The sequence below is a fragment of the Rhizobium sp. P28RR-XV genome (genome assembly GCF_012641385.1).
Lineage (GTDB): Bacteria > Pseudomonadota > Alphaproteobacteria > Rhizobiales > Rhizobiaceae > Rhizobium.
The window spans coordinates 37,273-62,116 of record NZ_JABAIG010000015.1; the positions used below are offsets into that span (position 1 = coordinate 37,273).

A 24,844-nucleotide genomic window follows, 5' to 3' on the forward strand; every position below is an offset into this window, starting at 1 on the left:
TTCTCAGGCGAGGCGCAATTTTGGCAGCACCTTGCCGAGTATGGTTTGAACCTCTGTTTCGGGACCACTCGGCCGTTTCATGAGCCTCCACAGGAGGAACGTCGAACCGCAATAGAGCAGGCCGCCAAGCAGGATCAGCATTGCGAGATGCGTTACGAGGACGAGCTTGTCGTCCGTCGGCGCCAGATGGCTCGAGGCGAGCGAGACGCCGGCCGCCATCACGGCGACGCTTGCGAGCGCCCGAAGGTTCACCGACAATTGCTTGGCGACACTGATGCCGGTGAAGCGCCGCACGAGCATCATGTTGACGGCGGTGCTGAAGAGGCCGGTGAACACACGGCCGGCAATGACCCCTGGCAGGCCATAGAGTATCAGGCCGCCAATCATGATCGGCACGCGCAGGCAGAACATTTGGGTATCGCGAACGAAGAGCACTCGCGTCTCACCCTTGGCCATGCCGAGCGGCTGCACCAGCGAGCCGAGCGTCTGAAGCGCAAAGACCGAGGCAAGCGACTGGATGATGAAGATGACAGGCGCCCATTTGTCGCCCAGCGCGAGCCTGACGAGTGGGTCGGCGGTGACCGCAACCCCGATGCCGGCGGGAAGCGCGACGGCGGCGACCAGTGCCTGTACGCGCTGATAAGCGGCGGCGAGCCTGCTGGGGTCGTTGTGAATGCCGGCAAAAGCCGGATAGATCGTCTGGGTGAGGGGCGCGGTCGCTTCCCGCGTCGGCATCATGGCGAGATTGCTACCGACTGAATAGTAACCGAGCTGGATTCCGCCGAGCATCTTGCCCACCAGCAGATAATCGAAGCGCCAGTTGAGCGTGCTGACGATCTGTCCGGCAGTGAGCCAGGCGGAAAAGGAAAAGAACTCCCGCATATGCTGGAACGTGATCCTGGGCCGGAAGGGCAGCACGAGATAGGAGACGATGACATTCGTCGCCTGGCTTATGAGGGTTCCGACGACCAGTGCCCAGTAGCTCTGATAGATCACCGCTATCGCAACGGAGGCGATGAAGCCGGCGAACTTCTGCGATACGGCGAGCACGAACTCCTGCCAGAAGATCAGATCGCGCTGAAGCATGATGCGGCGGGGATTTGTGAGGCCCCCCATCAGCATGCTGATGCCGAGCGCCAGCATGACGCCCGTCAGTCTGGGCTCGTTGAACAGGACGGCGGCCGGATAGGCAAAGATCGCAAACAGGATGCAGATCGCCAGTCCGCGCGCGGCATTGAGGGTCCAGGCCGCGCTGAAATGGGATTCGTCCGGTGCGGCGTGCCGGATTAGCGCCTCGGAAAGAGACAGTTCGGTAATGGTCGTGACGATCATGAGGATCGTCATGCCCAAGGCGACCACGCCAAAATCCGCCGGTGCCAGATAGCGCGCCAATACGAAAGTGCTGAGGGTCGCAAGCCCGTTCACGATCGTCCGGGACAGGCTCAACCACATGCTTCCCTTGACGAGGCGTCCGCTGATGCTGCTCATACGATATCCAACTTCCCACTGCGCAACTTAGGTGACCGGAGGTGCGATCCGCATGAAAAACCATGCCGTACCGACCCTTGAGGGTCGGAACAGCTCGGAAGAGCCATATGGTCGCTGTAAGCAAAGGACGCCCCCCGGGCATCTCACCGGGAACTAGTTCGACGATTTCTTATGTCAACGCCTCTAGATCATTTTCGCATCATTTATGGATCATTTTCGCATCAGTTTCAGATCATCGACCCGTGGCACTTGATTTATCGGAGAGTAGGTCGGCCTCTCCTCGCTCTCGGCGCTAGTCAGCGATGTGCATAACACGCCGTCAGCCGAGGCGCGTAGATGCGCCGCGGCGGAGGTCGTCCGATCGAAAAGCCGTCAGTTCTGATGCCTGCGGGGATCTTGTCAGGTCGAGAATAAAAGTGGACGTTTAGCATTGGGCATTGGCTTACCCGCCGCAATGTTCAGGCGGGTTTGATGCCGCTGAGAACCGCTGCTTGCGATCAAGCAATTCAGGTCGGTTCACACACTCGCCAATCACGAATTTTGTCAGTCTGGTTCCAACTTGTGATGGCAGCAACCAACGCCAAAAGCGGAACATTCCAGTGTCAATCGTATTCCTCTTTCAGCTCCTCGGAGCCAATAAGCAAAGGAGAATGCTATGTACACGAAACTTATCGTTTCAGCGGCGGCCGCCTTTGGTCTTCTCGCTGGTTCGGCCCTGGCGCAGTCGTCAACAGTCACAGGCGCTGCGGGCGGCGCGGTTACCGGCGCTGTTGTGGGCGGTCCTGTGGGCGCCGCTGTCGGCGGTGTGACGGGCGCCATTGTAGGTACCGCAATTGATCCGCCGCCGCAGAAAGTGGTCACCTATGTACAGGAACAGCCGATGCCTCCTTCTGAGGCCGTGGTGCAGGATCGGATTGTCGTAGGCCAGCCGCTTCCCGAGACCGTTGTCGTCACGCCGGTTCCCGAAAATCCGGCTTATGCCTATGCGGTTGTGAACCATGAGCGCGTTATCGTTCAGCCGAAGACGCGCAAGGTTATCAAGATCCTCGAATAATACCTGCGAAGGGCCTCCTTAAGAGGCCCTTTTCGCGCCGCATTCGATCTTGATGGCCACCTGGTCAATTAACGAGAAAGAAAATCTAGAGGTAACCGTTGCCGACAAACATGATGAAAATGGTATTGTATAGATGCCGCCGTAGTTAGATATTTTCCTATGAACCCCGAGCTTATCAATGATTGGTGCACATCTAAACATAATGTATCGTCTTAGTTGTATTTTAATTGTTAGTCATAAATTTCCTGACGATTGACTTATTTGACGGATAATTAACGACGATCCCACATTCTTCTCTTGAGGAAATCTTGGGATATGTTTCATGGCATCTATCCAGCAGAAAATCATTTTTGCGAGCGTGGCGATATTTGCAATTGCCGGCGGAGCAACCGGTGTGGGCATATGGTCGGCCTCGACTCTGACGCAGAATGCCGAGAAAATAGCAGCTTCGGCTCAGGTCCTGCGTAACCACATGCAGGCAGATATGATGCACGACGCTTTGAGAGCGGATGTGCTGGCTGCATTGCTCGCTTCTGATCCTGCATCCGGCATTGGCTTTGAAACCGTTAACTCGGATCTTTCGGAGCATGTCGCGTCATTTCGCGAGATGATCAAGGCTAACAAGGCGCTCGCGACGGATCCGGACACTCAAAAGGTGCTTGCCGGCGTTGAACCTCCATTGCTGGCCTATATCGATAATGCGACCGGGATGGTGGCGACGGCACAGAAGGATCCGGCCGGTGCTTTGAAGGCGTTACCCAATTTCATGAAGCAGTTTTCCGCTTTGGAAACCGCCATGGAAGAGGCGGGCGATCAGATACAAAAGGTATCGGAATCGATCTCTGCAGAAAGTGCCAGCACGGCAAATTCCATTCGCGGCGTGATGCAGGGACTTCTTGGACTGACGGTACTGTTCTCCGTCATGCTCTTCGTATTGTTCCGCAGGACCGTGTGCAAACCTATCCTGGCGCTCTGCGCAGATATGGCCAAGCTTGCGGGCGGCGAGACCAACATCGCTTGCGCGGGCATCGGCCGGCGCGACGAAGTAGGAACGATGGCGGAAGCTGTCGAAGTATTCCGAAAAGCGGCGATCGCCAACGGCCAGCTCGAAGCGGACGCCGCAAGGGAACGTCACCAGGCGGAAGCCGACAGGATCGCTGCCCAGCAGCAGGCGGAGGCCGATGCCGCAGAGCGTCTGCGGGTCGCAACATCCGGTCTTGCCATGGGGCTCAAGAGATTGGCATCCGGGGATCTTTCCTTCCAGCTCGACGAGCCGTTCGCCGCGGATTTCGAAGCGCTTCGCCATGATTTCAATACGTCACTGAAGCAATTGAGTAACACGTTGAACGCAATTACCGAGAGCATCGTATCGATCGATAGCGGCACGCAAGAGATCTCTTCCGGCGCCAACGATCTCTCGCGCCGAACGGAGCAGCAGGCAGCGTCGCTTGAAGAGACCGCCGCCGCCCTCGATCAGATTACGGTCAATGTAGCCAATTCGAGTAAGCGGACGGAAGAGACGCGGGCGGTAGCAACCGCTGCCGATCACAGCGCCGCCCGGTCGGCCGAGGTCGTCAGTCGAGCTGAGGAAGCCATGCAGCGAATAGAGAATTCCTCCCAGCAGATTTCTAACATCATCGGCGTGATCGACGATATTGCCTTCCAGACCAATTTGCTGGCGCTCAATGCCGGGGTGGAAGCCGCGCGCGCTGGTGAGGCGGGCAAGGGGTTTGCCGTCGTGGCGCAAGAAGTGCGCGAATTGGCGCAACGCTCCGCGGCGGCGGCAAAAGAGATCAAGGCGCTAATCAATGCTTCTTCGTCCGAGGTCAGTGGTGGGGTCAAGCTCGTGCGTGAAACGGGTATTGCTCTGAAGGAGATCGGTGAGCGCATCTCGGGCATAAACGAGCATATGAACGCCATAGCCGCATCCGCCAAAGAGCAGTCGACAGGCCTTGCCGAAGTCAATGCGGCGGTCAATACAATGGATCAGACGACGCAGCAAAATGCGGCCATGGTCGAGCAGACGACGGCAGCCTCCGCTGCACTTGCCGCTGAGGCCAGCAAACTGAGTGAGCTGGTATCGCAATTCCGCCTCGAGGCTTCTGCCTCCGGCGCGTCGGGGATGTTGAGGCAGACGGCACGCACCATGGCGGAGCCATCACATAGGCCGTCATTTGCAGAGCCGGTTGCTCAAGTGACGCGCAGAGCAGCGGCAGCAGGCGGTCGGCCTGCTGCCGGGTGGAAAGAGTTTTAAGGGCGTCGCCAGCCTAGCGGCAAAGGCGCGCGTCGTTTGTTTGAACCCTTTGCCGCAGGTCCGACATTGAAATCTCGGCTCGCTGGCATAGCAAACAGTAATATTATGTTTTGAGTTGCACCGATATCATGAATAGCTCCGGATGGTGGGCTTCCTCGCATCTTCAGTATAGGCATTGGCTACGCGGATGCCCCCTCTGCTTGCGTCCGTTCTGCTTGACCGCAGAGCGACCTTATGGACCAGAGACAAGCGATTGCGGGCCGCGGCGGAGATAGCGCGCGCCTCATTGCTTGCCGGCGACTTTGCCCGCCAGGCTGCAGATCCAGTCAACGGCCGGATCGGGTGCGGCCCCCGCCAACCGTGCAAGACCGATAGTCCACGACGGGGCTGGGGCTGGTTGCGGATGAACAGCGATAGCTGCGACACCGGCAAGCCTATGCGCTACGCGTTCGGCCAGCAGGGCAACGAGGTCTGTCTCTGCTACAATAAAAGGCGCTGCCAGAAAGTTCGGCAAGGTCATCACGACGCGTCGGGAAAGGCCGGCGTCGCTCAGGCGCTCATCGAGGCTGCCCGTCGCATCGACGCTTTGCGAGACCAGCAGGTGCTCGAGCCCGGCGAGCATGGTCAGGGACATATCGGCGGTCAAAGCCGGATGGGCTTTTCGCGTCATCAGCACCAGTCGCTCAGTGAAAAGGGGCACTAGGTCCAAGCCGTCCGGCGCCGCCGCGAGCGGGCCGATCGCCATGTCGATGTCGCGGCGCCTCAAATCGCCCAGCACGGTCTCCCGGCTGGTCGGCCGCCGCCGGATGTTGAGACCGGGCGCGGACACACGCACCGTACCGATCGCCGTCACCACCATCGCTGTGGCAGTGTGTGCTCCCTTAGCTGTAATGCTGTGGCTGAGTGGACTTTCCGGGCTACTCCAATTGCTTGACGGCTATATCGGAACACAGCTGCGCAACGCCCGCACGACTTGGGGACCTATCTTCCTCGGCGTAGTCCAGTGTGCGTTGCTCACCGCGGTCGTGTTTGGAATCTCCTCAGCTGAAATTGTTGCGGAAGCTTCTTAATACAGGATTGGCACGCCACATTACCCCCTCTAGATCACTGATCGAGCTGCTGTGAGTGAGGAATTCTGTGGTGACGGCCGTTCCTCATAGATCGCGCAGAGAACATCATAAAAAATATGTTGGACGATCTTGAAACCTGTTTTTCGCAAAATTAGATCATTTTCGCCGGTCGCCGTAAGGGACCGGCAGAACCGGAGACGCTAGTTTCCGCGTCTCCATTCCATCTCGCTTTACGGAGGATTTGGTTATGAGAAATGATCTTGATTTTGCACCTCTTTATCGCTCCAGCGTCGGCTTCGACCGCGTATTCAATCTGTTGAGTAACGCGCAGCGTCTGCAGCCGATTGAGACTTGGCCTCCCTACGATATCGTCAAGACGAGCGACGACGACTACCGCATCGAAATGGCAGTCGCCGGTTTTGCCAATTCCGATCTCGACGTCGTCCAGGAACGCAACGTTCTGGTCGTGAAGGGACAGAAAGCAGACCCGAAAGATGGCGAATATCTCCATCGAGGTATCGCAGGACGATCTTTCGAACGGCGGTTCGAGCTTGCCGACCACGTCAAGGTCGAGGGCGCGTCTCTGGTCAACGGCCTTCTGCGCATCGTGCTGAAGCGCGAGATCCCGGAAGCCATGAAGCCGCGGAAGGTAGCAATCGGCACTACCGCCGAGCAGCCCGCGCCGCTGCAGATCGAAGCAGGGCGCCAGGTAGCATAATTCCCATGGCGAAGCGCATCGCGAAAGCCTTCGTGGTGGAGATCCGAAAGCGCCGCGGCCGAAAGGCGAAAGCTGCAGAGAACGCGCTCGCCAGCGCGTCTAAAAGCTTACGGTCAGAGCAGCCGCGTCCTGTCGCAAGGACATGACCGCAGTCGGGAGCGCTGTCGAGCGCTCCTTACTCTCCATATGCGACCCGACAAGCAGTTGGGAGATAAAGGCGCCATGAAGCCAGATGTTCGACGAACCTATTATCGTTCTTCCTGGCAGCTTTGACGCGTGCCGGTCGGCCGGATGGATTTTCGCTTCCCTTGTTCGACGCGAAAATTCACGCCCGGTCATATGTGAACGACGTCAAAAGGGTCGTCACGAAATTGCTGGCTCTTTCCTTGACGAGAACCTCCGTCCATTCGTCAGTACCGCGGAGTCTTAGGTCGGTGTAAATGCTGTCAACTGCCGCTTCTTCGATCCGTTTGATATGCGCATTGAACGCCTCTTCTCCCCTTGCACGGTACATGTCACGGATGACCATGCGCAGGATTTCCTGGATCGCAATTTGCCAAGACGTGTTGATCGCTTGAAGCTCGGTCGTATCCAGTGCCATAAAGGCTCTCCTGTTGTTTGAGTCAGTCTCCCGGGGCGAATTGATCACATCTGCCGATCAGCGAAAGCTATCGATCGCCGGCGCCGCAAGCTTAAGCCGGTCTGGCGCTGCGGTTTTCATAACGTCTCGCTAAGCCTTGCAAACGGCTTCATCCTCGACCATTCCGGCGATATAGGCACTCTTAGGCGATGCGCGCCTCCGGGCTTTTGCCCCTGCCCCTGGGAGAGGCGCCTACTCTTCAGCCACGCTGCCTTCAGGAACCGTGCGCTCCACAAGTTTCAGGCGTTGCGTTTCAGTATTGGCGCTATCGGTTTTTAATTTTTTATCTCGACGGAAAGTGGTTCGATCAACCTAGTCGGCCACGTTTGGCAAGCAGTGCAGCCGTGGCGGAGGTCCTGTCGGCGAGTTCCTTTGCCAGCCGTGCTTCACGCAACCGCTGAGTCTTCGCGTCTCGAGACTGAGTGATTGCCTCGAGTTCGTCCATTGCGTGATTTTTGGCAAAGAACGTGGTTTGAAGATTACCAAAGGCGATCTCCGCGGCCTGGCGAGATTTGCTATAGGTCTGTGTCATTGAAAATTCCTAAGGGGTCCACCGTGTGAACCGAATGAAAAAAGGCCAGGCAAAATGCCTGGCCTTGAAGTGATACGTGCTTCCGGCAGTGCCAGTACATCCGTGGTCAAAGGGAAGCCGATATCGATTACGCGGACTGCAGATTGCAGGCCGACATCTTGCCCGACTTCACGTCGCGCTCAAGCTCGAAGCCGATCTTCTGACCTTCGGTGAGCTCGCGCATGCCGGCGCGCTCGACAGCCGAGATATGAACGAACGCGTCAGCGCCGCCGTTGTCAGGTTGGATGAAGCCGAAGCCCTTGGTGGAATTGAACCATTTTACTGTGCCAGTGGTCATGATGAACCCTTTCAAAGCATAGAGTGAGGGACCGCGAAGCAGATGCCACGCGGGTTGAAACCGACTATTTTTGAAACGGAAGTTCGCTTAGAGCGCGGTGCCAATCGCGCGGTAGACAAAGCTCGGCAAGCAAAAGATCGATAACGCATCTATACGGAACCTAGAGGGTCGCGTCAACGTTTAGTTTTTGTTTGATGTCTCTTTCTCTCCTGGGTTGCGTCCATAAATTGGCTGCGCGAAGGAAAAGTCCTTCCGGGTCTGGAGCTAGCGGCAACTTACCAACACTGTCCTGTTCGAGATCGATCGACTGAAAGATCGGCTGAAGCCGGATTCGACAGAACACCTCCTTATTATTGAAGCATTGGAACGTGGCGATGTGGAGCAAACACGCGTTACCGTAGCTGGCCACGTGGAAAGCCTTATCGCTTTCGCGAGAGATCAATTGGGATGATCGTTCTTGAAACAATGACTTTGCCGGCCCGAGCAACCTTTTTTCTACGTGTGTGGGGCATTGGTCGCCGTCACAGCGGCGCTCAAAGAAGCATTGACGCGCCGCGATCGAGATAGGTGTCCAGAAATTGTTCCAGACGTGGATTTCGCGGTTTCTTGAATACCGCCTGCGGTGTCCCGGTGAACAATATCCTGCCGTGATCGAGGAAAAAGATCTGCTGGCCGACTGTCGCTGCGAAGCCGATCTCGTGGGAGACGACGACCATGGTCATGCCCTCGGCTGCCAAATCGCGCATGACATTTAATACCTCACCCGTCAACTCCGGATCGAGCGACGAGGTCGGTTCGTCGAACAGCATGATCTTCGGCTTGAGCGCTAGTGCGCGGGCAATGGCGACACGCTGTTGCTGACCCCCGGAAAGCTGCGAGGGATAGTGCCCTGCGCGCGCTTCCAGCCCGACCTTGACGAGCTGGGCCAGCGCCAGATCCTCAGCCTGCTTGCGGCCCATCTTGTGAACCGTCTTTAACGCCTCGCTGACATTGCCGAGCGCGGTCATATGCGGCCAGAGATTGAACTGCTGGAAGACCATGCCGATCTGTGCGCGGATAGCCCGGTTCGTGGCAGCAGGAACCCGCTCCCGCACACCCTCGGCGTTCTCGCTGAAGCCGAGTACCTCTCCATTAATGGCAATCGTGCCGCGGGTCGCCTCCTCAAGAAAGGCCATGCAGCGCAAAAGTGTGCTTTTGCCGGAGCCGGAAGGACCAATAAGGCAGGAGACCTGGCCCTGCGCGATCTCGAGATCAATGCCATGCAGGACGGTGGAATCACCGAACTTCTTGACGAGATTTTTGACTGCGATTGCGGGAACGCTCATGCGTTGAAAAACCTGAATCTGGAAAGTTTCGTTTCGGCAAGATTGCCAAGCCAGCCGGTGAACTCGACCAGCACCCAATAAAAGAGCGCGAGTGCGGATAGAGCCTCGACAAAGGCATATTGCTGCGAACCTATGGCGCTCAGCGTCGCCGTCAGCTCCGGCACGGTGATGATGGAGAGAACCGCGGTCTCCTTCATGAGAATGATGGTCATGTTCACCGACGGCGGCAACACCAGCATGGTCATTTCCGGCAACAGGATGCGCCTGACGATCTGCCCTTGCGTGAGGCCGACGCATTCACCGGCCTCGATGTGCCCCGTTGGAACGGCCTGAAAGCCGGAGCGGAAAATTTCGCTGAAATAGGCCGCACCATAGATCGAGATGCCGATCAATCCCGCCGGTAGCGGATCGAGCGACAGGCCGATGAAAGGACCGCCATAATAGACGAGGAAGATCTGGATCAGGAAGGGCGTGCCGCGCAGGACCGCGACGGCAAGACCGAGCGCCTTGTCGATCAGAAGGCCGCAATATTGTCTGGCAACGGCCAGCAGAAAACCGAGGATGGCAGCGGCAATCGTGCCGAAAACCCAGATCATGATCGTGACGCCCGCGCCGCTGATGATCGCTGGCCATTGATCGAGAAGGACATTGACGTCGAAGGTCATCGCGGCACTCCGGGAAGAGAGCGCTCGATCAGGCCGCCGGCCAAGGCTACGATCCAGTTGATCACCAGATAGATCAAGCCGGCAGACGCAAAGAGCTGCAGAGGCAGAAAGGTGCTGCCGGCGAGATCCTGCGCCATGCGCGTCAATTCGACGATGCCGACGACGGAGACGAGGGACGACGCCTTGAGGATAAGGATCGCTTCATTGACAAGGGCGGGAAATGTCAGGCGAAGGGCGGTCGGAACTTTTATGCGCCGGAAGATTTGGCTGGGTGTCAAACCCACCATTTCGGCGGATTCGATCAGTCCAACGGGAACGCTGGCAAATCCGCCCCGCAGGTTTTCCGCCTGGTAGGCGGCGGTGCAGAGTGATAGGCCGATCACCGCCGCGACAACGCTCGGCACATTGATGCCGATCACAGGAAGAAGATTGTAGATCAGCAGCAATTGCACCAGCAGCGGCACGCCACGGAAAAAGCTGATGAAAATCTGGGCAGGCAGCATCAGATGGCGCCGCCGCGAAAGCAGCATGCCCGACAACAGGATCGCAATCGCGAAACCGATCAGGATCGATACGACGCTGATCGTAACCGTATAGATGGACGCCTGCAGCAGCAATTCGAAGAGTTTGAAGGACATGGGGGTTGGATGTCGTCCACTTGGCGGTCATGAAACCGGATCGGTCTCCGAACATGCCCCGGTACATCCAAGGCATGTTCGGTGATGATGATCAATCGATCAGAATGCCGGGTCCTTGACGGAGTCCGGCGTATCGAAAGTCGCGCCGAACCATTTCTTCTGCAATGTGGCCATCCGGCCGTCCGCCTTGATCTTCAGCATGGCGGCATCGATTGCGTCCATCAGGGGTGCGTGATCGGCATCCTTCAAGCCGATAAAGCCGAAATAGGATTTCTTGCCGAAGGGCGGCAGAACGACCTCGAAGACGCCTTCCCGCTGCTTGGCGACGAACGCAATGTTCGGCAGAGAATTCGCCACGCCGGCGATGCGGCCGGCGGCAAGATCGGCGTAGGATTCGGTGAAGGCGGGATATTCGCGAATGTCCGCCTTGGTCGGCAATGTCTCGGAGAATTCCTTGAGCTGATCAAGCTGCGAGGTTGCCTTGCCGACGCCGATCTTCTTGCCGGCGATGTCTTCCGGCTTGTTGATGGTCTTGTCGCCCGCCTTCTTGAGGATGGCAATGGTCGCTTCGGCCAGCGGCGGCGTGAAACGGTAACGCTCCATGCGCTTCTTGGTGATCGTTGCCGGGCCGGCGACCACATCGAACTTCCCGGCCTCCAGAGCCGGGAAAACACCGTCCCAGGGCAAGGTCACCCACTCGATCTTCACACCGAATTCCTTGCCGATCTCGTTAAAGAGATCGACGTTTAATCCGACATGTTCGCCGGCATCGATAAAGTCGAAGGGGGCGAAGGCCGTTTCGGTACCAACCTTCAGGGTGCCGGCAGCCTTGACAGCCGAAAGCGTATCGGCGGCGTGCGCGGACAGTGTCGCTCCCAGAAGGAACGCGGCGCTCACCAACCCTTTGAGCAGAGAATTCTTTTTCATGATCGTCTCTCCAGTTTTTTGCCCTTCCTGCGGAAGAGTCCAGGTTCCCCAGCGTATTCCCGCCGAACGAGCTTCTTTGGCCCGCTTTTGTCTATACAAATAGATATAGGCAGGCCTACAGTGTCAATGTAAAAGTCTTGGAACGCAAAAATCGTGCCGGACCTTTCGCCGAAACTGCCTCGCATAGAGGCGAGATTTGTGCGCCGTCGCGGGATCGAGGTGGATGTTGGTCTCAATTCATCAGAGAATTTTCGCAGACATAGAGACGAAGATCATGAATGGCGACTGGAAGCCCGGCCAGCGCATCCCGATCGAGCATGAGCTGGCCGACCAATACCGATGCTCGCGAATGACCGTCAACAAGGCGCTCTCGGCGCTCGCCGAACGCGGCATGATCCTGCGGAGGCGCAAGGCGGGCTCCTTCGTCGCCTCGCAGCAGATCGACCGCACGGTCATGGATATTCAGGATATCAGCACCGAGGCGGAGCTTGCAGGACACGCGCACGCCCACCGCATCCTGAAGCGGCGAATAGAGAAGCTGGACGCCTCCAGCGCGGCCTTGTTGAGGGAAAAGCCCGGCGCGGAGGTTTTGAGGCTGCAATGCTTGCATCTGGTCGACGGCAAGCCAAACGCCATCGAGCGGCGCATCATCATGCTCGATGCCGTACCGCTTGCCAAAGATGAAAGCTTCGCAACCGTTCCACCGGCCAAATGGCTATTGGCACAGGTGCCATGGTCGAAGGCAAGGCACATCATTCGCGCCGTCTCGGCAGATCCGGCAACGGCCCGGCTGCTGGAGACCGAGCGTGGTGACGCCTGTCTGACGCTCATCCGCCAGACCTGGCAGAACGGCCGCACCGTCACCTATGTCGAAATCACCCATCCCGGTGATCGCTTTCAATTCGCCGGCGACTTTCAGCCGGCCGAACAGGAAATGCCCGATTATTCGTCCTGGAGAAATGCAACGTGAGCGAACCGCGCCTCTTCAAGGCCATTCCGCTGAAAGGCCTGCAGGCTTTCGAAGCTGTCGGCCGTTGCGGCAGCGTGACCGCGGCTGCGCTGGAATTGAAGGTTTCGCCCGGTGCGATCAGCCAGCAGATCCGCAAGATCGAAAGTTTTCTCGGCGTGACCCTTCTGGAACGCAACGGCCGCACGGCAGAGCTGACCTTATGGGGCAGGCTCTATCATCAGGAAATCTCCAAAGGTTTCGAGCAATTCGCGATCGCCGAACGCATGCTGGAGCGGGCGCGCAATGAAAATGCCCTCGTCCTGAGCGCCTTGTCTTCTGTCGTCAACAAATGGATCGGCCGGCGCATCTTCGACTGGCAGGCGCTTCATCCGGACGCTCATGTCCGGATTATCGGCCGCGATAAGGAGCCTCGCATGGGCTTCGACGAAATCGACTTCCGCATCAGCTACGGATCGGACGTGCTTCAGCACGAGCATTACAGCGAGCTCTTCCGCGACTGGGTCGTGCCGGCCTGCTCGCCGGCACTCATTCAAAAGCGCGCGCCATCGGCATTCGAACTTTTCGACTACCCGCTTTTGCATGTCGAATGGGAAAGACACTTCACCCCTTATCCCAGCTGGGCCGACCTCGCGGCGAAAGTGGGCGTGACGCTGAAAGAAACGGCGCCCGGGCTATCCTTCACCCTCTCGAGCAGCGCCATCGACGCTGCCGTCAACAAACGCGGTATCGTGTTGGCGCAGATGTCGATGATCGCCGACGAGCTTGAGGCGCAAACGCTCGTCATCCCCATCGATATCCGACTTCCGCTTCGCGAAAGCTACTTCCTGGCCTGGGATCGGTCGGCGCTGCAAAAGCCCCATGGCGCCGCCTTCCGCGATTGGTTGCTGGCGATCTCGCGGCAGCAGGCGCGAATGTCTGCCCCGCCATGATGGCCAGGGCAATCCTTTAGAAAAACTAAAACGAAACACAGCCCGGCATCATTGCGTAAAAAACCGGCACGGCGATAATTTGCACAATCGTCAGGACTGGAGGCTGGAATTTCATGGCACGCACAGACAAGATGAAGCTCGGCACCTTCGTCTACACGTTCGGCTTCCATCCGGCGTCGTGGCTTCATCCGGCCAGCAACGTCAACGGCGCCAACGATTTCCAGCATCTGCTTAACGTTGCCAAACGGTCAGAGGCAGCAAAGTTCGACTTCATGTTCATGGCGGATTCACCCGCCGCAGCCGTCGGCGACCCCGATGCTCTCGCCCGTATTCCCACCAAGATGAACCGCTTTGAGCCGCTCTCCCTGCTGTCGGCGCTTTCGGTCACCACGCAAAACCTCGGCTTGGTCGCAACCGTGTCGACGAGCTACTGCGAGCCTTACAACGTTGCGCGCCTCTTTTCCTCGATAGATCATCTGAGCGGCGGCCGCGCCTGCTGGAATGTCGTTACCTCCGACCACGACGAAACCGGCTATAACTTCAACCGCGAAGGCTTGGATCCGCATGCCCTGCGCTACGAGCGCGGCAACGAATTCGTCGATGTCGTCTTCGGCCTATGGGATAGTTTCGAGGACGGCGCCCTGCTTCTCGATCGCGAAAACGGCATCTATTACGACAAGGCGAAGCATCATACGCTGAACCACAAGGGCAAGCATTTCCAGGTACGTGGTCCCCTCAATATCGCGCGGACACCGCAGGGCCGCCCTGTCATCGCACAGGCCGGCGGCTCGGAACCAGGCATGGACATGGCAGCGCGCACGGCCGAGATCGTCTTCAGCCTCGCCTCCAGCATCGACCGCAACCGCGCCTTCTACGAGAATGTGAAGGCGCGCATGCCGGCCTATGGACGCGATCCGAACGACCTGAAGATCATGCCGGGCGTCGTGATCAATGTCGGCGAGACGAAGGCCGAGGCGCAGGCGAAGGTCGATTATCTGATCGACAAGATGCATCCCGACGTCGGCCGCCTGATGCTGTCGGAATTCCTGGAAGCGGATCTGCGGGGCGTACCTCTGGACAAGCCCTTTCCGATGGACCGTCTGCCGGCTGCGCCGAAAGGCTCGCGCGCGCTTTTCGACGAACTGGTTGACTTCGTCAGGAGCGGCCGCACGGTCGGCGAACTCATCCGTCACTACGCGGAAAAGCATACCGGCAACGGCATGACCGGCACGCCGGCCGAAATCGCCGACTTCATGGAAGAATGGTTCGAGACACGTGCAGCCGATGGCTTCATCCTAATGTTCCCAACCTTGCCGGCGAGCCTCGACGATTTCGTGCGGCTTGTCCTGCCGGAACTGCGCCGGCGCGGATTGTTCCGGAAGGAGTATGAGGGTTCGACGCTGCGCGAGAATCTCGGGCTCTCCATGCCCGCCAACCGGTTCGCGAAAACCCGGGCCTGATCAGCGCAGACGCTCGCCGAGCAGGCCGATCGAAGCCGCATCGGCATTGGCAAATGCCAGACGCAGATAGCGTTCCTGCCCTGCGCCGAAGTAAGCGCCGGGGATCGAGATGATTCCTGCCTGTTTCGCGAGCCGCTCGGCGACCGCCACGGATGGCTGATCGGCAAAGGGATGGCGGATGAAGGCGAAATAGGCGCCGATCGCAGCGATATCCCAGCCCGGCAGCCCGGCCATAACCGCCTTCAGCGCATCAGCCCGCCGCGCAATCTCCAGCCGGTTCTCGGCTCGCCAGCCGGCCAGCACCGGCAGGGCGTTGGCGACGGCATGCTGGGCCGAGCGCGGCGCGCAGATCTGCATATTGTCCATGACTTTGGTGATCTCGGCCAGCAGCCTCGGCCCGGCCGTGATCGCGCCGAGCCGGTGGCCGGGAATGCAGAAGGACTTCGAGAAGCTGTAAAGGAGAACGAGCGTCTCCTCCCAGGCGGGTTCGGAAAGCAGCCCATGCGGAGGTCCATAGCTCTCAGCCAGGAAATCGCGATAGGTCTCGTCTAGGATCAGCCATGCCCCATATTTGCGGCATAACAGGAAGAGGTCATGCAGCAGCGTCGGCGGATAGACGGCGCCAGTCGGATTGTTGGGCGTGACGATCGCCAGTGCGCGCGCTCCGGTGGACAGCGCCTGTTCGGCGGATGCGAGATCGGGAAGAAACCCGTTCGCCGCGTCGCATTCGACGAGCATGCGATTGATGCCGAGCATAGCAAGCGTCGTATCATGATTGAAATAGAAGGGATTGGTCAGTGCCACGGTTTCGCCGGCGCCGGCAAGCGCGATGGCCGCGCACATGAAGGCCTGATTGCAGCCGGAGGTGATGTGGATATTCTCGAGAACGACGGGCGCGCCGTAAACCTCGCTCACATGCCGCGCATAGGCCTCCCGCAGGACCGTCTCTCCTTCGATCGGTCCATAACCGGTCATGGTTTGCGACGCGGCTGCCTCGCCGAGCAGCCGCAGCATTTCCGGATGCGCGGGATAGCCCGGCACGGCCTGCGAGAGATCGATGAGCGGCCCCTTGGCGCCGGTATATTCGCGGCTCCAGGCAATGACGGAGGGAATGGGCGGGGGTGAAAGGCGGGCAACGAGACCATTGGGGGTGGCGACTGGCATATCGATTATCCTGTTGAAACCGATTGCTACACCGATATCGCTCGTCGTCTCAACTGCTTTGTCGAAGAGGAGAGGACAAGCGGCGGACAAGCCGCCGCTTCCTTCCCTCTTGGCTCGAAGCAGTCCCCCGCTATCTCACCGACGGACTGAAAACCATGAGGCTCAGGATCTCGAACAGCGTCTGCGCGCCGGCATGGGCCGTGTTGGTCGTGGCATCATATTGCGGCGCTACCTCAACGACATCGCCGCCGACCAGATTGATGCCCTTCAGGCCGCGAATGAGTTCCAGTACCTCGCGGGTGGTGAGCCCGCCGACCTCCGGCGTTCCCGTGCCCGGCGCAAAGCTCGGATCAAGGCTGTCGATATCGAAGGACAGATAGGTCGGGCCGTCGCCGACGATCCGCCTGGCCTTCTCGATGATGGCCGGAATACCGACGCCGGACACTTCTTCGGCATGAATGACCGTCATGCCGGACTCATAGGAGAACTCCCAGAGGTATTCCGCCGATCCCCTGATCCCGATCTGAATGGTGCGCGTCGGGTCGAGCACGCCGTCAAGCACGGCATTTCGGAAGGGGCCGCCATGATGGAACTTCGTCTGGTCGAAGGAGCCGCCGGTATCGCAATGGGCGTCGATATGAATAAGACCGACCGGCGCCTTCTTGCCGACGGCCTTGAGGATCGGATGCGTAATCGAGTGATCGCCGCCGACGGACAATGGCAGAACACCTGCATCGACGATCTGATTGACGCGCTTTTCTATATCGTCGTGGCTGAGTTCGAGACGATAGCGGCTCTGGAAGGGAACATCGCCGATATCGGCAACCCTAAGATCGAAGACGGGCGCGCAGCCGAGGACGTGGTTATAGGGGCCGATGCGCTCGATGGCGCGCAGAGCGCGCGGTCCGAAACGAGAACCCGGGCGGTTGGTGACGCCAAGATCCATCGGAATGCCGAGAAGCGCGACCTGCAGGTTGCCGAACTCCGGATTTTCCGCGTCGACCGGCATGTAGGGTGCCGACAGCAAGGTCGGAACGCCGGCATATGGGGCAAGCCGCGTGCCGCTCTTCGAGAATATCTTGTCAGCAACCTTGCGGAACTTGGCATCGAAAAGCTCTCCGCCGTGGCTCTCGCCATACTTCTTGCGCAGCGCACTTAGCTTTTCCTCGTCGAATGTCATTTGAATCCCTCGGTCAACTGATTGCTATCCTGGTGCTAATGCGGATATTCCCGTGCCGTATTTCTGAGGATCGCACTTTGGCGTCATCGAATCCGTGGCCTCGGCTTATTGCTTCCAGCGGAAAAATGTCATGCGCCCACAAGAATTAGTCAATAGATGCAACACGATCCTTCGCCCAACGATTTTGCTAACAACAACAGGAGTGTAATAGTGAGTGAACTGACCGTAGAAGATGCCATCAACCGCATTTATGAATCGCTCAAAGCGGACAACGCCGACATTGACTTGCATATTGCGAATCTCAAGGCAGCCTTGACGCGAGCGGGTTTGAAGGAAGCCGCATTCGACCCGACCAGGCTCGTACATAACAATCGTTCCGGCAGAAAACTTATGCAGGCGTATTTTCGGCAGCGTGGCGTGACGGTGACATTCACCGCCACGTGACGCCTTCCAACGGCGTTAAGTGGGCAACAATATACGTCGACCGGATCACCTCAATGAGGCTTGGCACCAAACTTTGGCCATCGGGCACGAATTGAGGTGCCGCCTCCGTTCCGGTGCATGATCTCTGCCAAAGTAACTCGGCGGTTTTCAGCCATATTCTGGTAGAGTAAGCGCGATCTATGACTTGATAGGCTTTATTCGCCAAGGCGGGTCGATGCGGTTCTTTCCAGCAAAATAAAGCAGAACGCGATTTCCGCCTGGGTCGAATAGGTCAGCTTCCCGCCATAACCAACTTTGGTCTTGGGGCGGACTAGAGAAGGAAATCCCTGCTGACGGCAGATCTTGAAATTTTTCGTCCACATCGTCGCATTCGAAATAAACAGTCGTGCCCCGCCGCATTGCCGTCCACTGCCGTGACGGTACCTGCTTCAAAGTCGCCAAGCGATAAGCTGGCTTCGCCTTTCACGCCCAGAAGCATTATTTTATACATGCAATTCTCCTTTGAAGGCGGCAATTGCAGGACATATCGATATTCAATGTAATGTGCAACGCAAACTATCATGGTGTTTGCGGTGCACAAGAAGATTCCGGCTGTTGAATCCGGCAGGATATTGGCACAAACTGCCATTAACATATACATTTACGGTTTCTAACCCTGCGGATCTGCGCCGCATTTATCCGCATTCCCATACAAATGCAGTGATCGAAAATTCATACCGCCTGGGCGCATTCAAAATGACATTTTCTTTGCAGACATTTGGACAACTCCAGCTCCTTGATGCGAAAGGCAAATCCGTTTCCTTTCCAGAGAAGGGTCTATTGATCCTTGCCTATCTACTTACAAGCCAAGAAGGTTCTGAGCATCGGGCGAAGTTGGCGCAGTTTTTATGGGGCGACGCGGATAGGCCGGTTTCACTCGTCAATTTGCGCTCAATCATTTCAAGGATCAAATCACGCCAGGATGAACTTGGGGCGGAGTTCCTTCGCTTCACGGATGGCATGATCTCGCTGGGGCAGACGGCAATCGCATCCGATCTTTTGTCGCTTGACAGGAAGGGCTTCGAGGAACCCGTGATCTGGCTCGGGCGCCTGGTTGGACTCTTTAATCGGACCTTTATAGGCCCGGTTAACTGCCAAAGTCGCGATTTTGACGCATGGCTACTCCAGCGTAAAATCTACCACAATGCCCTTCTTAAGGGGTTGCTGAAGGAAACCTCTCATTCAGCAAAAACACCCAAAGAAGAGGAGATCGTAAAGAATGCGGCAATCCTCATCTTTCATAATGAACCTGACGATCCGGATACACTCCGATTCCTTGTGCAATTATTCAACGCGGAGGAAGAGGTTGAATATTTCCGAAAATACCTGGAGCAGCGGAAACAGTCACTTTCCGAGGGACCCGCTCCGCTAGGTACCACTTCGAATAAAGCTTCTGCTGAAAGCGTTGTGAGAACGAAGGCACCCGAGCACTTCTCGGCGCAGGGTATGTCCATCACCGACTTCCCCCCTCAGTCCGAGAAAACACTGGCAAAAACTATTCCGCGTCTCGCCTTGCTGCCTCCCACGAATACTCATCGCGATCCGATTGTCGCCATGGTTGCGTCCTCGCTGGTTGAAGATATCACGATAGCGTTCTGCGCCCTGAATAGCCTTGAGGTTATTGCCCCTCATACTGCGGTGAGGATCGGAAAAACGTCGGAGGATAAGGCCAACGTTTATGAACGCTATGACATCACTTATGTTCTTGACACGCGTTTGAGTGGCTTGAAGGATCAGGATCTTTCCTTGTTCGTTCAGCTCATATATGTGGACAACTCCGAGATCGTCTGGGCTGAGCGCTACATGCTCAGCACACTGGATCTGATGAGCCGTCGCCGTGACATTCTGCGACAAATTACTCTTTTCGTGGCAGGGCGCATCGAAAGCCATCAGGTCACCCGACTCTATTTCGAGCGAAGCGCGGCCGCGTACCATCGCTACCTTGTTGGTCGTCACTATCTCAATCGACTGACGCTTCCGAACCTACGGCGCTCGCGGAAGGAACTGAAAAGCGCCTTACAGGAAGACGCAAATTTTGCGCCGGCCTTGAGTTCGATTGCGCGAACCTATTCAAAGGAATGGCTTCTAACCGCCCGCGGCGATCTCGATCTTCTGCAGGCTGCGGCGGAATACGCCACACGCGCCATCGAGGCTCGAAGAGACTCGGCGGATGGTTACCGCGAACTGGGGGTTGCAAAGCTTCTTATGGGGGCAATAGATGAAAGCGTGCAGGCGTTGGAAGTGTCTGAAACGCTTAGCCCCAATTATGCCGACATCATCGCCGACCACGCCGATACGTTGAATCATTTTTCGCGGCCAGACCTTGCATTGCAGAAGCTCGAACGAGCGATCGAGCTTAATCCATTGACTCCGGACTCCTATTTATGGACTGCGGCAGGAGCCAGCTATAGCCTCGGCAATTTCGAGGGTGCACTCGGGTACATTGACGAGATGGTCGACGGCGATCTCGCGGACCGGCTTTCGGCGGCAAGCTGGGCAATGCTCGGCGATGAAAAGAAGTCGCGTTTCTTCGTGCGTCGGGCTCTTGAGGCAAATCCTCAATTCGATATCGATAAATGGCTAACTATCGTTCCATTCAAGGAACAATGGCAAAAGGACATTTATCGGGAAGGCCTAAAGAAAGCAGGATTCTAGTTCTTTAACAGAAAGGAATTATCGGAATGGCAAAAGTTGTCGTGATCGGCGTCGCCGGTGAGCATGGTCTTTGGGTTGCGGATCTTGATGCGGGGACGGTCACACCATTGCCGCATGCAGCAACCGGACATCTGAGGACCGTCGTTGACCTCCGGGGGGCTGGAGCCTCCGTGATTAAGGGGGTTGATGTGGCGATCGCGGTGAGGTCCACGGCGTCTGTCGCGAGCGGCCATATGGAAGGCTAGTAAGGGGGGCTTTGCCAAGCTGCGCGCCATCATGTGTTACTTTCGGAAACTCCGCGCCGATCGCCGTCCATAGGCCTCTACCTGTCGCACCACGTTTCGCCGCTCTCCTATCGCTGAGTCCAGAAATGGGCGCCCGAGACCGAGAAACGATTGCGCTGTCAACGAGCTGGCGTGTCGATGAAACCTTGTGAAAGTTCGCGGTAGATGGACATATCTATACCGAGCCGTAGACAAGTTCGGCAACACGATCGATTTCTATCTGTCTCCGACGCGTATTTCTGGACTAAGCGCCTTGACAGAAGCCGTCGCTCTGCTCGCATGGAATCTCGATGGTCAGGCCGCGTAATAGCAGAGACAATAGGATATTTCAAACCAACCGGAATTTTTGTAACAGGGCCCGAATTCCTTCGTCTCCATCGTTAAGGCCTAGCGTAGTATTAGCCTACCGAAAGTAGCATTCTCGTAGAATCGGTGTGCGCTCTTCTGCTTGTTGACGTAGCACCATCAGCAGCATTGTGCCTTATCCTTGCCATTCGGGCGCAAAGTCGGTGCTTGCCAAAATCGGTCGTCCGTTCAATTTCGCTGCTGCGGCTGTCGGATGCTTTCCTTGGCGCCGCATCCGCGCATAACGAGCAGGCGGCGCGCCCGCATGGCGGGCAAAGGCAATGCTGAAGGTGCTTGCGGAACTGTAGCCCACGCGCGCGGCAACCTGATCTATGCTGAGTTCGCGCTCGCACAGCAATCGCTTCGCCAGCGCCATCCGCCAAGTCAGCAGATACCCCAACGGCGGTAGGCCCACGGCGCGACCGAAACGTGCAAAGAAGGCCGAGCGCGATAGAGCTGCTTCGGCGGCCAGTTCCGCCACGGTCCAGGGATATTCGGGCCGTGCATGGAGGGCGCATAGCGCGGCCGCCAGGCGATTGTCGGCAAGGCCACGGGCCAGGCCAGGTACGGAGGACCCGGTCTCGGCGCCGCATCGCAAAGCTTCGATCAGCAGCACCTCGAGCAACCGCTCGAGCATGAGTTCACGCGCCGGACGCCGCGCCCGGGTCTCGTCGCCGACCAGCTGCATCAGCGTCGCGAGCCGGGGCTCGCGCGCGAGAACCATCTGTGGCAGGAGCGGCACGAGGAGTTCCGCGTCAGCCGAACCAAAGCTGCAGTGACCGATCCGCATCCGCAGCTCGGCGGGTCCGTTCTTGCCGCCGACGCGAAAACAGCCCTCACTGATCTCGATCGGTCTCGTCGTCACTCCGTCCGGTGGCGCGTTGAGGCTTTCATTGATGAGATCATGCATTGCTGGCACCAGCACGAAATCGCCGGCCTCCAACACCATGAATGGCTGCCCGTTTATCGACACTCGGCAGCACCCCTCCAGCACCGCGCAATAAAATGGCTGGCGCGTCATTTCACGATGGATCCTCCAGGAGCCGGCGCACTCCACCAGTTTGGAGAAACGCGCGGTTGGCTGGAGCAGTGTTACGATCTCGGCGAGCGGATCAACGGTCATTACAGGACTTTCGCCAATGAAATTCATACTCTGAACGATATCAAGTCCTGTGGCGACAATCTACCTTCTGGGCGGTTTCAACATTTTTCCGGAGTTCCCCATGTCTACGATCCTCATTACCGGCTGCTCTTCCGGCTTCGGCCTGGAGACCGCACGACTGTTTCTCGATCGCGGTTGGAATGTCATCGCGACGATGCGTGCGCCCCGCGCCGAGTTGCTGCCCTCCTCCGATCGCCTGCGCATCCTGCCGCTCGACATCACCGATCCCGACAGCATTAGCAGGGTCATTGCGCAGGCCGGTGTGATCGACGTTCTAGTCAACAATGCCGGCTTTGGGGCGCCAGCGCCAATCGAGTTGACCGCGCCCGAGACATCACGTTCTTTGTTCGAGACCAATATGCTGGGCACGCTTGCGATGGTCCAGGCGGTCCTTCCAGCTTTCCGCAAGCGCCAAGCAGGCGTTATCATCAACGTCACCTCGACGGTTACGCTCAAGCCGCTGCCTCTCATTGGCGTGTACCGGGCCAGCAAAGCCGCGGTTAACGCCTTCACTGAATCGCTGGCGATGGAAGTGGAGCCATTCGGCGTGCGCGTTCACATCGTCCTGCCGGGCCGTTCCCCCGAGACGCGATTCGGCGACAATGCACGGCCGCATCTGCGCGGTCTTGATCATCCCGCCTATGCTCCGATGATCGAGCGCTTCGTTGCGAGCGTCCGCGACAGCTCCGGTCCGGTGACCCATGCACCCGACGTGGCAGAAGCGATCTGGCGGGCAGCCACCGATCCATCCACCCCGCTGCGTATCCCCGCTGGGGCCGATGCCGAAGCATGGATGGCTGAGGCAGGCTAATTACTCGGCACCGCGATTGGCGCAGCCGTTCCCCATCATCACCCGCGATCAGGTTAAATACGCTAAGCCCGATCCTGACCTCTTCATTGCGGCTGCCGAAGCTTTGGGCGTGTGGATTGAAAACTCCGTCGTCATCGGCGACAGTGTGTGGGGCATGCTGGCGGCCACCCGCTGTAGGGCACTGGATGTCGGTCTTTTAAGCGGCGGATATGGCCGCGAGGAATTGCGCGACGCCGGGCCCATGCAGATCTACGAGGACCCCGCCGATCTGCTCTATCACAACGACGAGGTCGGAGGCCGACGGTAGTTTGCACAAGGTTCAAGGTCCCGCCAAGGATGCACCGGTCGCTCAGCTGAGCTTTCCGCCAGCGGAAAATCGCGCACTTGCGCTGGGCGAGGTGCACGCCCGCCCCTTCGTGGCGGTGTCGTCCCCGCGCATCATCTTGCAGCTCGCCTTCCTGATGGATGCCGGGCAGGCGCCGCACAACGAGCTGATCGAGGAGTTGGCGCGCGCGCAGGGTGTTCCCGTACCCGACCGAGAAACCCGTCATTGCGCGATCCCCTGGGGCTGCGGAACCCTGCGCTGGGAGCGGCATACGGAATTCTCCACCTGGTTCTGGGATGGCCCGGCCATGACGGAATTCGGCGAACCCATGCCGCTTCATCCCTTCGGCGGCAGCTTTCGGCCACCGGGCAAATTCATTTCCGGCATTCGACTGGAGATTTGGCCTGATGGCGCGCAGGCGACAAAAGCAATCACAACCTTCGGGCCGACGAGCCTCTGTCGCAGCCGTGTTCGCGAAGGGGCCGCTGAGGTTGCCACCGACTTCCGACAGGATGGCGACGGGCTGACCCGAATATTGATCGTCGACAAGGGATTGACCGACCTGGGGCGCGGCGCGCTCGTCCAGTGTCTTTTGGACATCGAAACGTATCGCACCCTGGCTATGCTGGCGCTTCCGCTCGCTCAGACGCTCTCTCCGGAGATACGAAGGATCGAGGAAGGCCTGAGATCCGTCACCCAGAAGATGCGCGACCAGGCATGGAAGGACGCGGATGATACGCTTGGGGAGATCAGCCGTCTTTCCGCCGAGCTGGAGGCGAATGCCGCGCAATCCCTTTATCGGTTCGGCGCGAGCAAAGCGTACGATTCCATTATCGGAGAACGCATCGCCTCCCTCAATGAAGAACCTCTCGGAGGCGAGACGCTTGGCACCTTTCTTGAGCGAAGGCTTGCGCCTGCCATGCGGACCTGCAAATCGGTCGAAGAGCGACAGCAATATCTGTCAATGAAGCTGTCGAGGACCACCGAGCTTTTGAGAAGCTGGGTCGATGTTGGGCTTGCCAGGCAGAACACCGCGCTTCTGGCCTCGATGGATAAACGAGCCAAGCTCCAGCTTCGTCTGCAGCAGACCGTCGAAAGCCTTTCGGTGGCTGCGATCTCCTATTATGTCATCGGACTGGCAAGCTATCTGGCGAAAGGGCTAGACCATTCGTTTTCCCAGCCCGTGTCCACCGTCGGTATTGCCGCAGCGGTGCCTTTCGTGGTGATCATTGTGTGGTTCTTCGTCAGGAAAATACGACGCCATCACAGCGACGATTGAGCACCCCCTTTCTGCCTGCCGCCTGCCGGCAGCCACAGTTGCGACCTCAGTGATGCAATAAGAGGCGGCCGATTATTCGAAATATATGCGCCAACTGCAGCAGGCAGAGGCGGACAATACGCAAGACGCCACTCGGCATTGCACTTCGT

23 protein-coding genes and 5 pseudogenes are annotated in these 24,844 nt (G+C 58.0%); 15 read left to right on the forward strand and 13 right to left on the reverse strand.

The annotated features are described in order from the left end of the window. Window positions 1-3: 3 nt before the first annotated feature. Complete coding sequence (locus HGP12_RS27285; RefSeq protein ID WP_168879796.1) at window positions 4-1,488, reverse strand: lipopolysaccharide biosynthesis protein; 1,485 nt, start codon at window positions 1,486-1,488, stop codon at window positions 4-6. A 655-nt stretch (window positions 1,489-2,143) separates the two neighbouring features. On the opposite strand from HGP12_RS27285, the gene HGP12_RS27290 reads away from it, so the two are divergent. The 3 genes and pseudogenes from HGP12_RS27290 to HGP12_RS34250 all read left to right on the forward strand — a co-directional run. Then, window positions 2,144-2,542 (forward strand): DUF1236 domain-containing protein, encoded by a 399-nt coding sequence (locus tag HGP12_RS27290; RefSeq protein ID WP_168843118.1) that lies wholly within the window; start codon window positions 2,144-2,146, stop codon window positions 2,540-2,542. A 322-nt stretch (window positions 2,543-2,864) separates the two neighbouring features. Continuing rightward, complete coding sequence (locus HGP12_RS27295) at window positions 2,865-4,796, forward strand: methyl-accepting chemotaxis protein (RefSeq protein WP_168879797.1); 1,932 nt, start codon at window positions 2,865-2,867, stop codon at window positions 4,794-4,796. 159 nt (window positions 4,797-4,955) lie between these two features. Then, window positions 4,956-5,085 (forward strand): annotated as a pseudogene (locus HGP12_RS34250) (type II toxin-antitoxin system VapC family toxin); the annotation flags it as partial. On the opposite strand, the gene HGP12_RS27305 reads toward HGP12_RS34250, so the two are convergent. Then, window positions 5,080-5,655, reverse strand: a complete 576-nt coding sequence (locus HGP12_RS27305) for a LysR substrate-binding domain-containing protein (protein ID WP_246703560.1) — start codon at window positions 5,653-5,655, stop codon at window positions 5,080-5,082. The pseudogene HGP12_RS34250 and the gene HGP12_RS27305 sit on opposite strands and share 6 nt — an antisense overlap. A gap of 458 nt (window positions 5,656-6,113) precedes the next feature. Between HGP12_RS27305 and HGP12_RS27310 the strand changes: the two genes are divergently transcribed. Beyond that, the gene (locus tag HGP12_RS27310; protein ID WP_168879799.1) at window positions 6,114-6,584 is read left to right on the forward strand and encodes an Hsp20 family protein; all 471 of its coding nucleotides are present in this window, start codon (window positions 6,114-6,116) and stop codon (window positions 6,582-6,584) included. A gap of 325 nt (window positions 6,585-6,909) precedes the next feature. Here HGP12_RS27310 and HGP12_RS27315 read toward each other — a convergent pair whose 3' ends face one another. The 3 genes from HGP12_RS27315 to HGP12_RS27325 form a co-directional block, all read right to left on the reverse strand. Then, window positions 6,910-7,185 (reverse strand): hypothetical protein, encoded by a 276-nt coding sequence (locus HGP12_RS27315; protein WP_168879800.1) that lies wholly within the window; start codon window positions 7,183-7,185, stop codon window positions 6,910-6,912. Between the two features lie 346 nt (window positions 7,186-7,531). Next, window positions 7,532-7,756: a hypothetical protein gene (locus HGP12_RS27320; RefSeq protein ID WP_168843124.1), complete on the reverse strand. Its 225-nt coding sequence runs from the start codon at window positions 7,754-7,756 to the stop codon at window positions 7,532-7,534. A gap of 127 nt (window positions 7,757-7,883) precedes the next feature. Further along, on the reverse strand, window positions 7,884-8,093 hold the full coding sequence (locus tag HGP12_RS27325; protein WP_168843125.1) for a cold-shock protein: 210 nt from the start codon (window positions 8,091-8,093) through the stop codon (window positions 7,884-7,886). Window positions 8,094-8,376: 283 nt separating this feature from the next. Between HGP12_RS27325 and HGP12_RS34255 the strand changes: the two are divergent. After that, window positions 8,377-8,544: pseudogene (locus HGP12_RS34255) on the forward strand (GntR family transcriptional regulator); the annotation flags it as partial. An 82-nt stretch (window positions 8,545-8,626) separates the two neighbouring features. Here the strand turns inward: HGP12_RS34255 and HGP12_RS27335 are convergent. The 4 genes from HGP12_RS27335 to HGP12_RS27350 all read right to left on the reverse strand — a co-directional run bounded on the left by HGP12_RS27335 (window position 8,627) and on the right by HGP12_RS27350 (window position 11,648). Further along, complete coding sequence (locus tag HGP12_RS27335; protein WP_168879801.1) at window positions 8,627-9,418, reverse strand: amino acid ABC transporter ATP-binding protein; 792 nt, start codon at window positions 9,416-9,418, stop codon at window positions 8,627-8,629. Next, window positions 9,415-10,083, reverse strand: a complete 669-nt coding sequence (locus HGP12_RS27340) for an amino acid ABC transporter permease (protein WP_168879802.1) — start codon at window positions 10,081-10,083, stop codon at window positions 9,415-9,417. Before HGP12_RS27340 ends, HGP12_RS27335 begins: the two co-directional genes overlap by 4 nt. After that, complete coding sequence (locus tag HGP12_RS27345; protein ID WP_168843128.1) at window positions 10,080-10,721, reverse strand: amino acid ABC transporter permease; 642 nt, start codon at window positions 10,719-10,721, stop codon at window positions 10,080-10,082. The genes HGP12_RS27340 and HGP12_RS27345 overlap by 4 nt, the downstream gene beginning before the upstream one ends. A 99-nt stretch (window positions 10,722-10,820) precedes the next feature. Continuing rightward, window positions 10,821-11,648, reverse strand: coding sequence for a transporter substrate-binding domain-containing protein (locus HGP12_RS27350; RefSeq protein WP_168879803.1), 828 nt, complete (start codon window positions 11,646-11,648; stop codon window positions 10,821-10,823). A gap of 226 nt (window positions 11,649-11,874) precedes the next feature. Here HGP12_RS27350 and HGP12_RS27355 point away from each other — a divergent pair, with 226 nt between their 5' ends. The 3 genes from HGP12_RS27355 (at window position 11,875) to HGP12_RS27365 (ending at window position 15,007) form a co-directional block, all read left to right on the forward strand. After that, window positions 11,875-12,618, forward strand: a complete 744-nt coding sequence (locus HGP12_RS27355; protein WP_168879880.1) for a UTRA domain-containing protein — start codon at window positions 11,875-11,877, stop codon at window positions 12,616-12,618. Further along, on the forward strand, window positions 12,615-13,547 hold the full coding sequence (locus tag HGP12_RS27360) for a LysR family transcriptional regulator (RefSeq protein ID WP_168879804.1): 933 nt from the start codon (window positions 12,615-12,617) through the stop codon (window positions 13,545-13,547). Before HGP12_RS27355 ends, HGP12_RS27360 begins: the two co-directional genes overlap by 4 nt. Window positions 13,548-13,660: 113 nt before the next feature. After that, complete coding sequence (locus tag HGP12_RS27365; RefSeq protein WP_168879805.1) at window positions 13,661-15,007, forward strand: LLM class flavin-dependent oxidoreductase; 1,347 nt, start codon at window positions 13,661-13,663, stop codon at window positions 15,005-15,007. Here the strand turns inward: HGP12_RS27365 and HGP12_RS27370 are convergent, their stop codons facing one another. Both HGP12_RS27370 and speB read right to left on the reverse strand, forming a co-directional pair. Continuing rightward, a complete protein-coding gene (locus HGP12_RS27370; protein WP_168879806.1) occupies window positions 15,008-16,171 on the reverse strand; it encodes an aminotransferase in 1,164 nt (387 codons plus the stop codon). Window positions 16,172-16,301: 130 nt separating this feature from the next. After that, window positions 16,302-17,351, reverse strand: a complete 1,050-nt coding sequence (speB, locus tag HGP12_RS27375; RefSeq protein WP_168879807.1) for an agmatinase — start codon at window positions 17,349-17,351, stop codon at window positions 16,302-16,304. Window positions 17,352-17,558: 207 nt separating this feature from the next. On the opposite strand from speB, the gene HGP12_RS27380 reads away from it, so the two are divergent. Continuing rightward, window positions 17,559-17,795, forward strand: coding sequence for a hypothetical protein (locus HGP12_RS27380; RefSeq protein WP_312862950.1), 237 nt, complete (start codon window positions 17,559-17,561; stop codon window positions 17,793-17,795). A gap of 177 nt (window positions 17,796-17,972) precedes the next feature. On the opposite strand, the pseudogene HGP12_RS27385 reads toward HGP12_RS27380, so the two are convergent. Further along, window positions 17,973-18,185, reverse strand: a pseudogene (locus HGP12_RS27385) (VOC family protein); the annotation flags it as partial. 345 nt (window positions 18,186-18,530) lie between these two features. Between HGP12_RS27385 and HGP12_RS27390 the strand changes: the two are divergent. The 3 genes and pseudogenes from HGP12_RS27390 to HGP12_RS27400 all read left to right on the forward strand — a co-directional run. Then, on the forward strand, window positions 18,531-20,489 hold the full coding sequence (locus HGP12_RS27390) for a hypothetical protein (RefSeq protein ID WP_168879881.1): 1,959 nt from the start codon (window positions 18,531-18,533) through the stop codon (window positions 20,487-20,489). 26 nt (window positions 20,490-20,515) lie between these two features. After that, window positions 20,516-20,734: a hypothetical protein gene (locus HGP12_RS27395; protein ID WP_168879810.1), complete on the forward strand. Its 219-nt coding sequence runs from the start codon at window positions 20,516-20,518 to the stop codon at window positions 20,732-20,734. 161 nt (window positions 20,735-20,895) lie between these two features. After that, window positions 20,896-21,008, forward strand: a pseudogene (locus HGP12_RS27400) (DDE-type integrase/transposase/recombinase); the annotation flags it as partial. Between the two features lie 246 nt (window positions 21,009-21,254). On the opposite strand, the gene HGP12_RS27405 reads toward HGP12_RS27400, so the two are convergent. Further along, window positions 21,255-22,241: an AraC family transcriptional regulator gene (locus tag HGP12_RS27405; RefSeq protein WP_168879811.1), complete on the reverse strand. Its 987-nt coding sequence runs from the start codon at window positions 22,239-22,241 to the stop codon at window positions 21,255-21,257. Window positions 22,242-22,341: 100 nt separating this feature from the next. Between HGP12_RS27405 and HGP12_RS27410 the strand changes: the two genes are divergently transcribed. The 3 genes and pseudogenes from HGP12_RS27410 to HGP12_RS27420 all read left to right on the forward strand — a co-directional run bounded on the left by HGP12_RS27410 (window position 22,342) and on the right by HGP12_RS27420 (window position 24,695). Further along, window positions 22,342-23,091 carry an SDR family oxidoreductase gene (locus HGP12_RS27410; protein ID WP_168879812.1) on the forward strand — a complete coding sequence of 250 codons (750 nt, stop codon included), beginning with the start codon at window positions 22,342-22,344 and terminating at the stop codon, window positions 23,089-23,091. Window positions 23,092-23,122: 31 nt separating this feature from the next. Next, a pseudogene (locus tag HGP12_RS27415) lies at window positions 23,123-23,398 on the forward strand (HAD family hydrolase); the annotation flags it as partial. 1 nt (window position 23,399) lies between these two features. Beyond that, window positions 23,400-24,695 carry a DUF3422 domain-containing protein gene (locus HGP12_RS27420; protein WP_409527231.1) on the forward strand — a complete coding sequence of 432 codons (1,296 nt, stop codon included), beginning with the start codon at window positions 23,400-23,402 and terminating at the stop codon, window positions 24,693-24,695. Window positions 24,696-24,844: the final 149 nt, after the last annotated feature.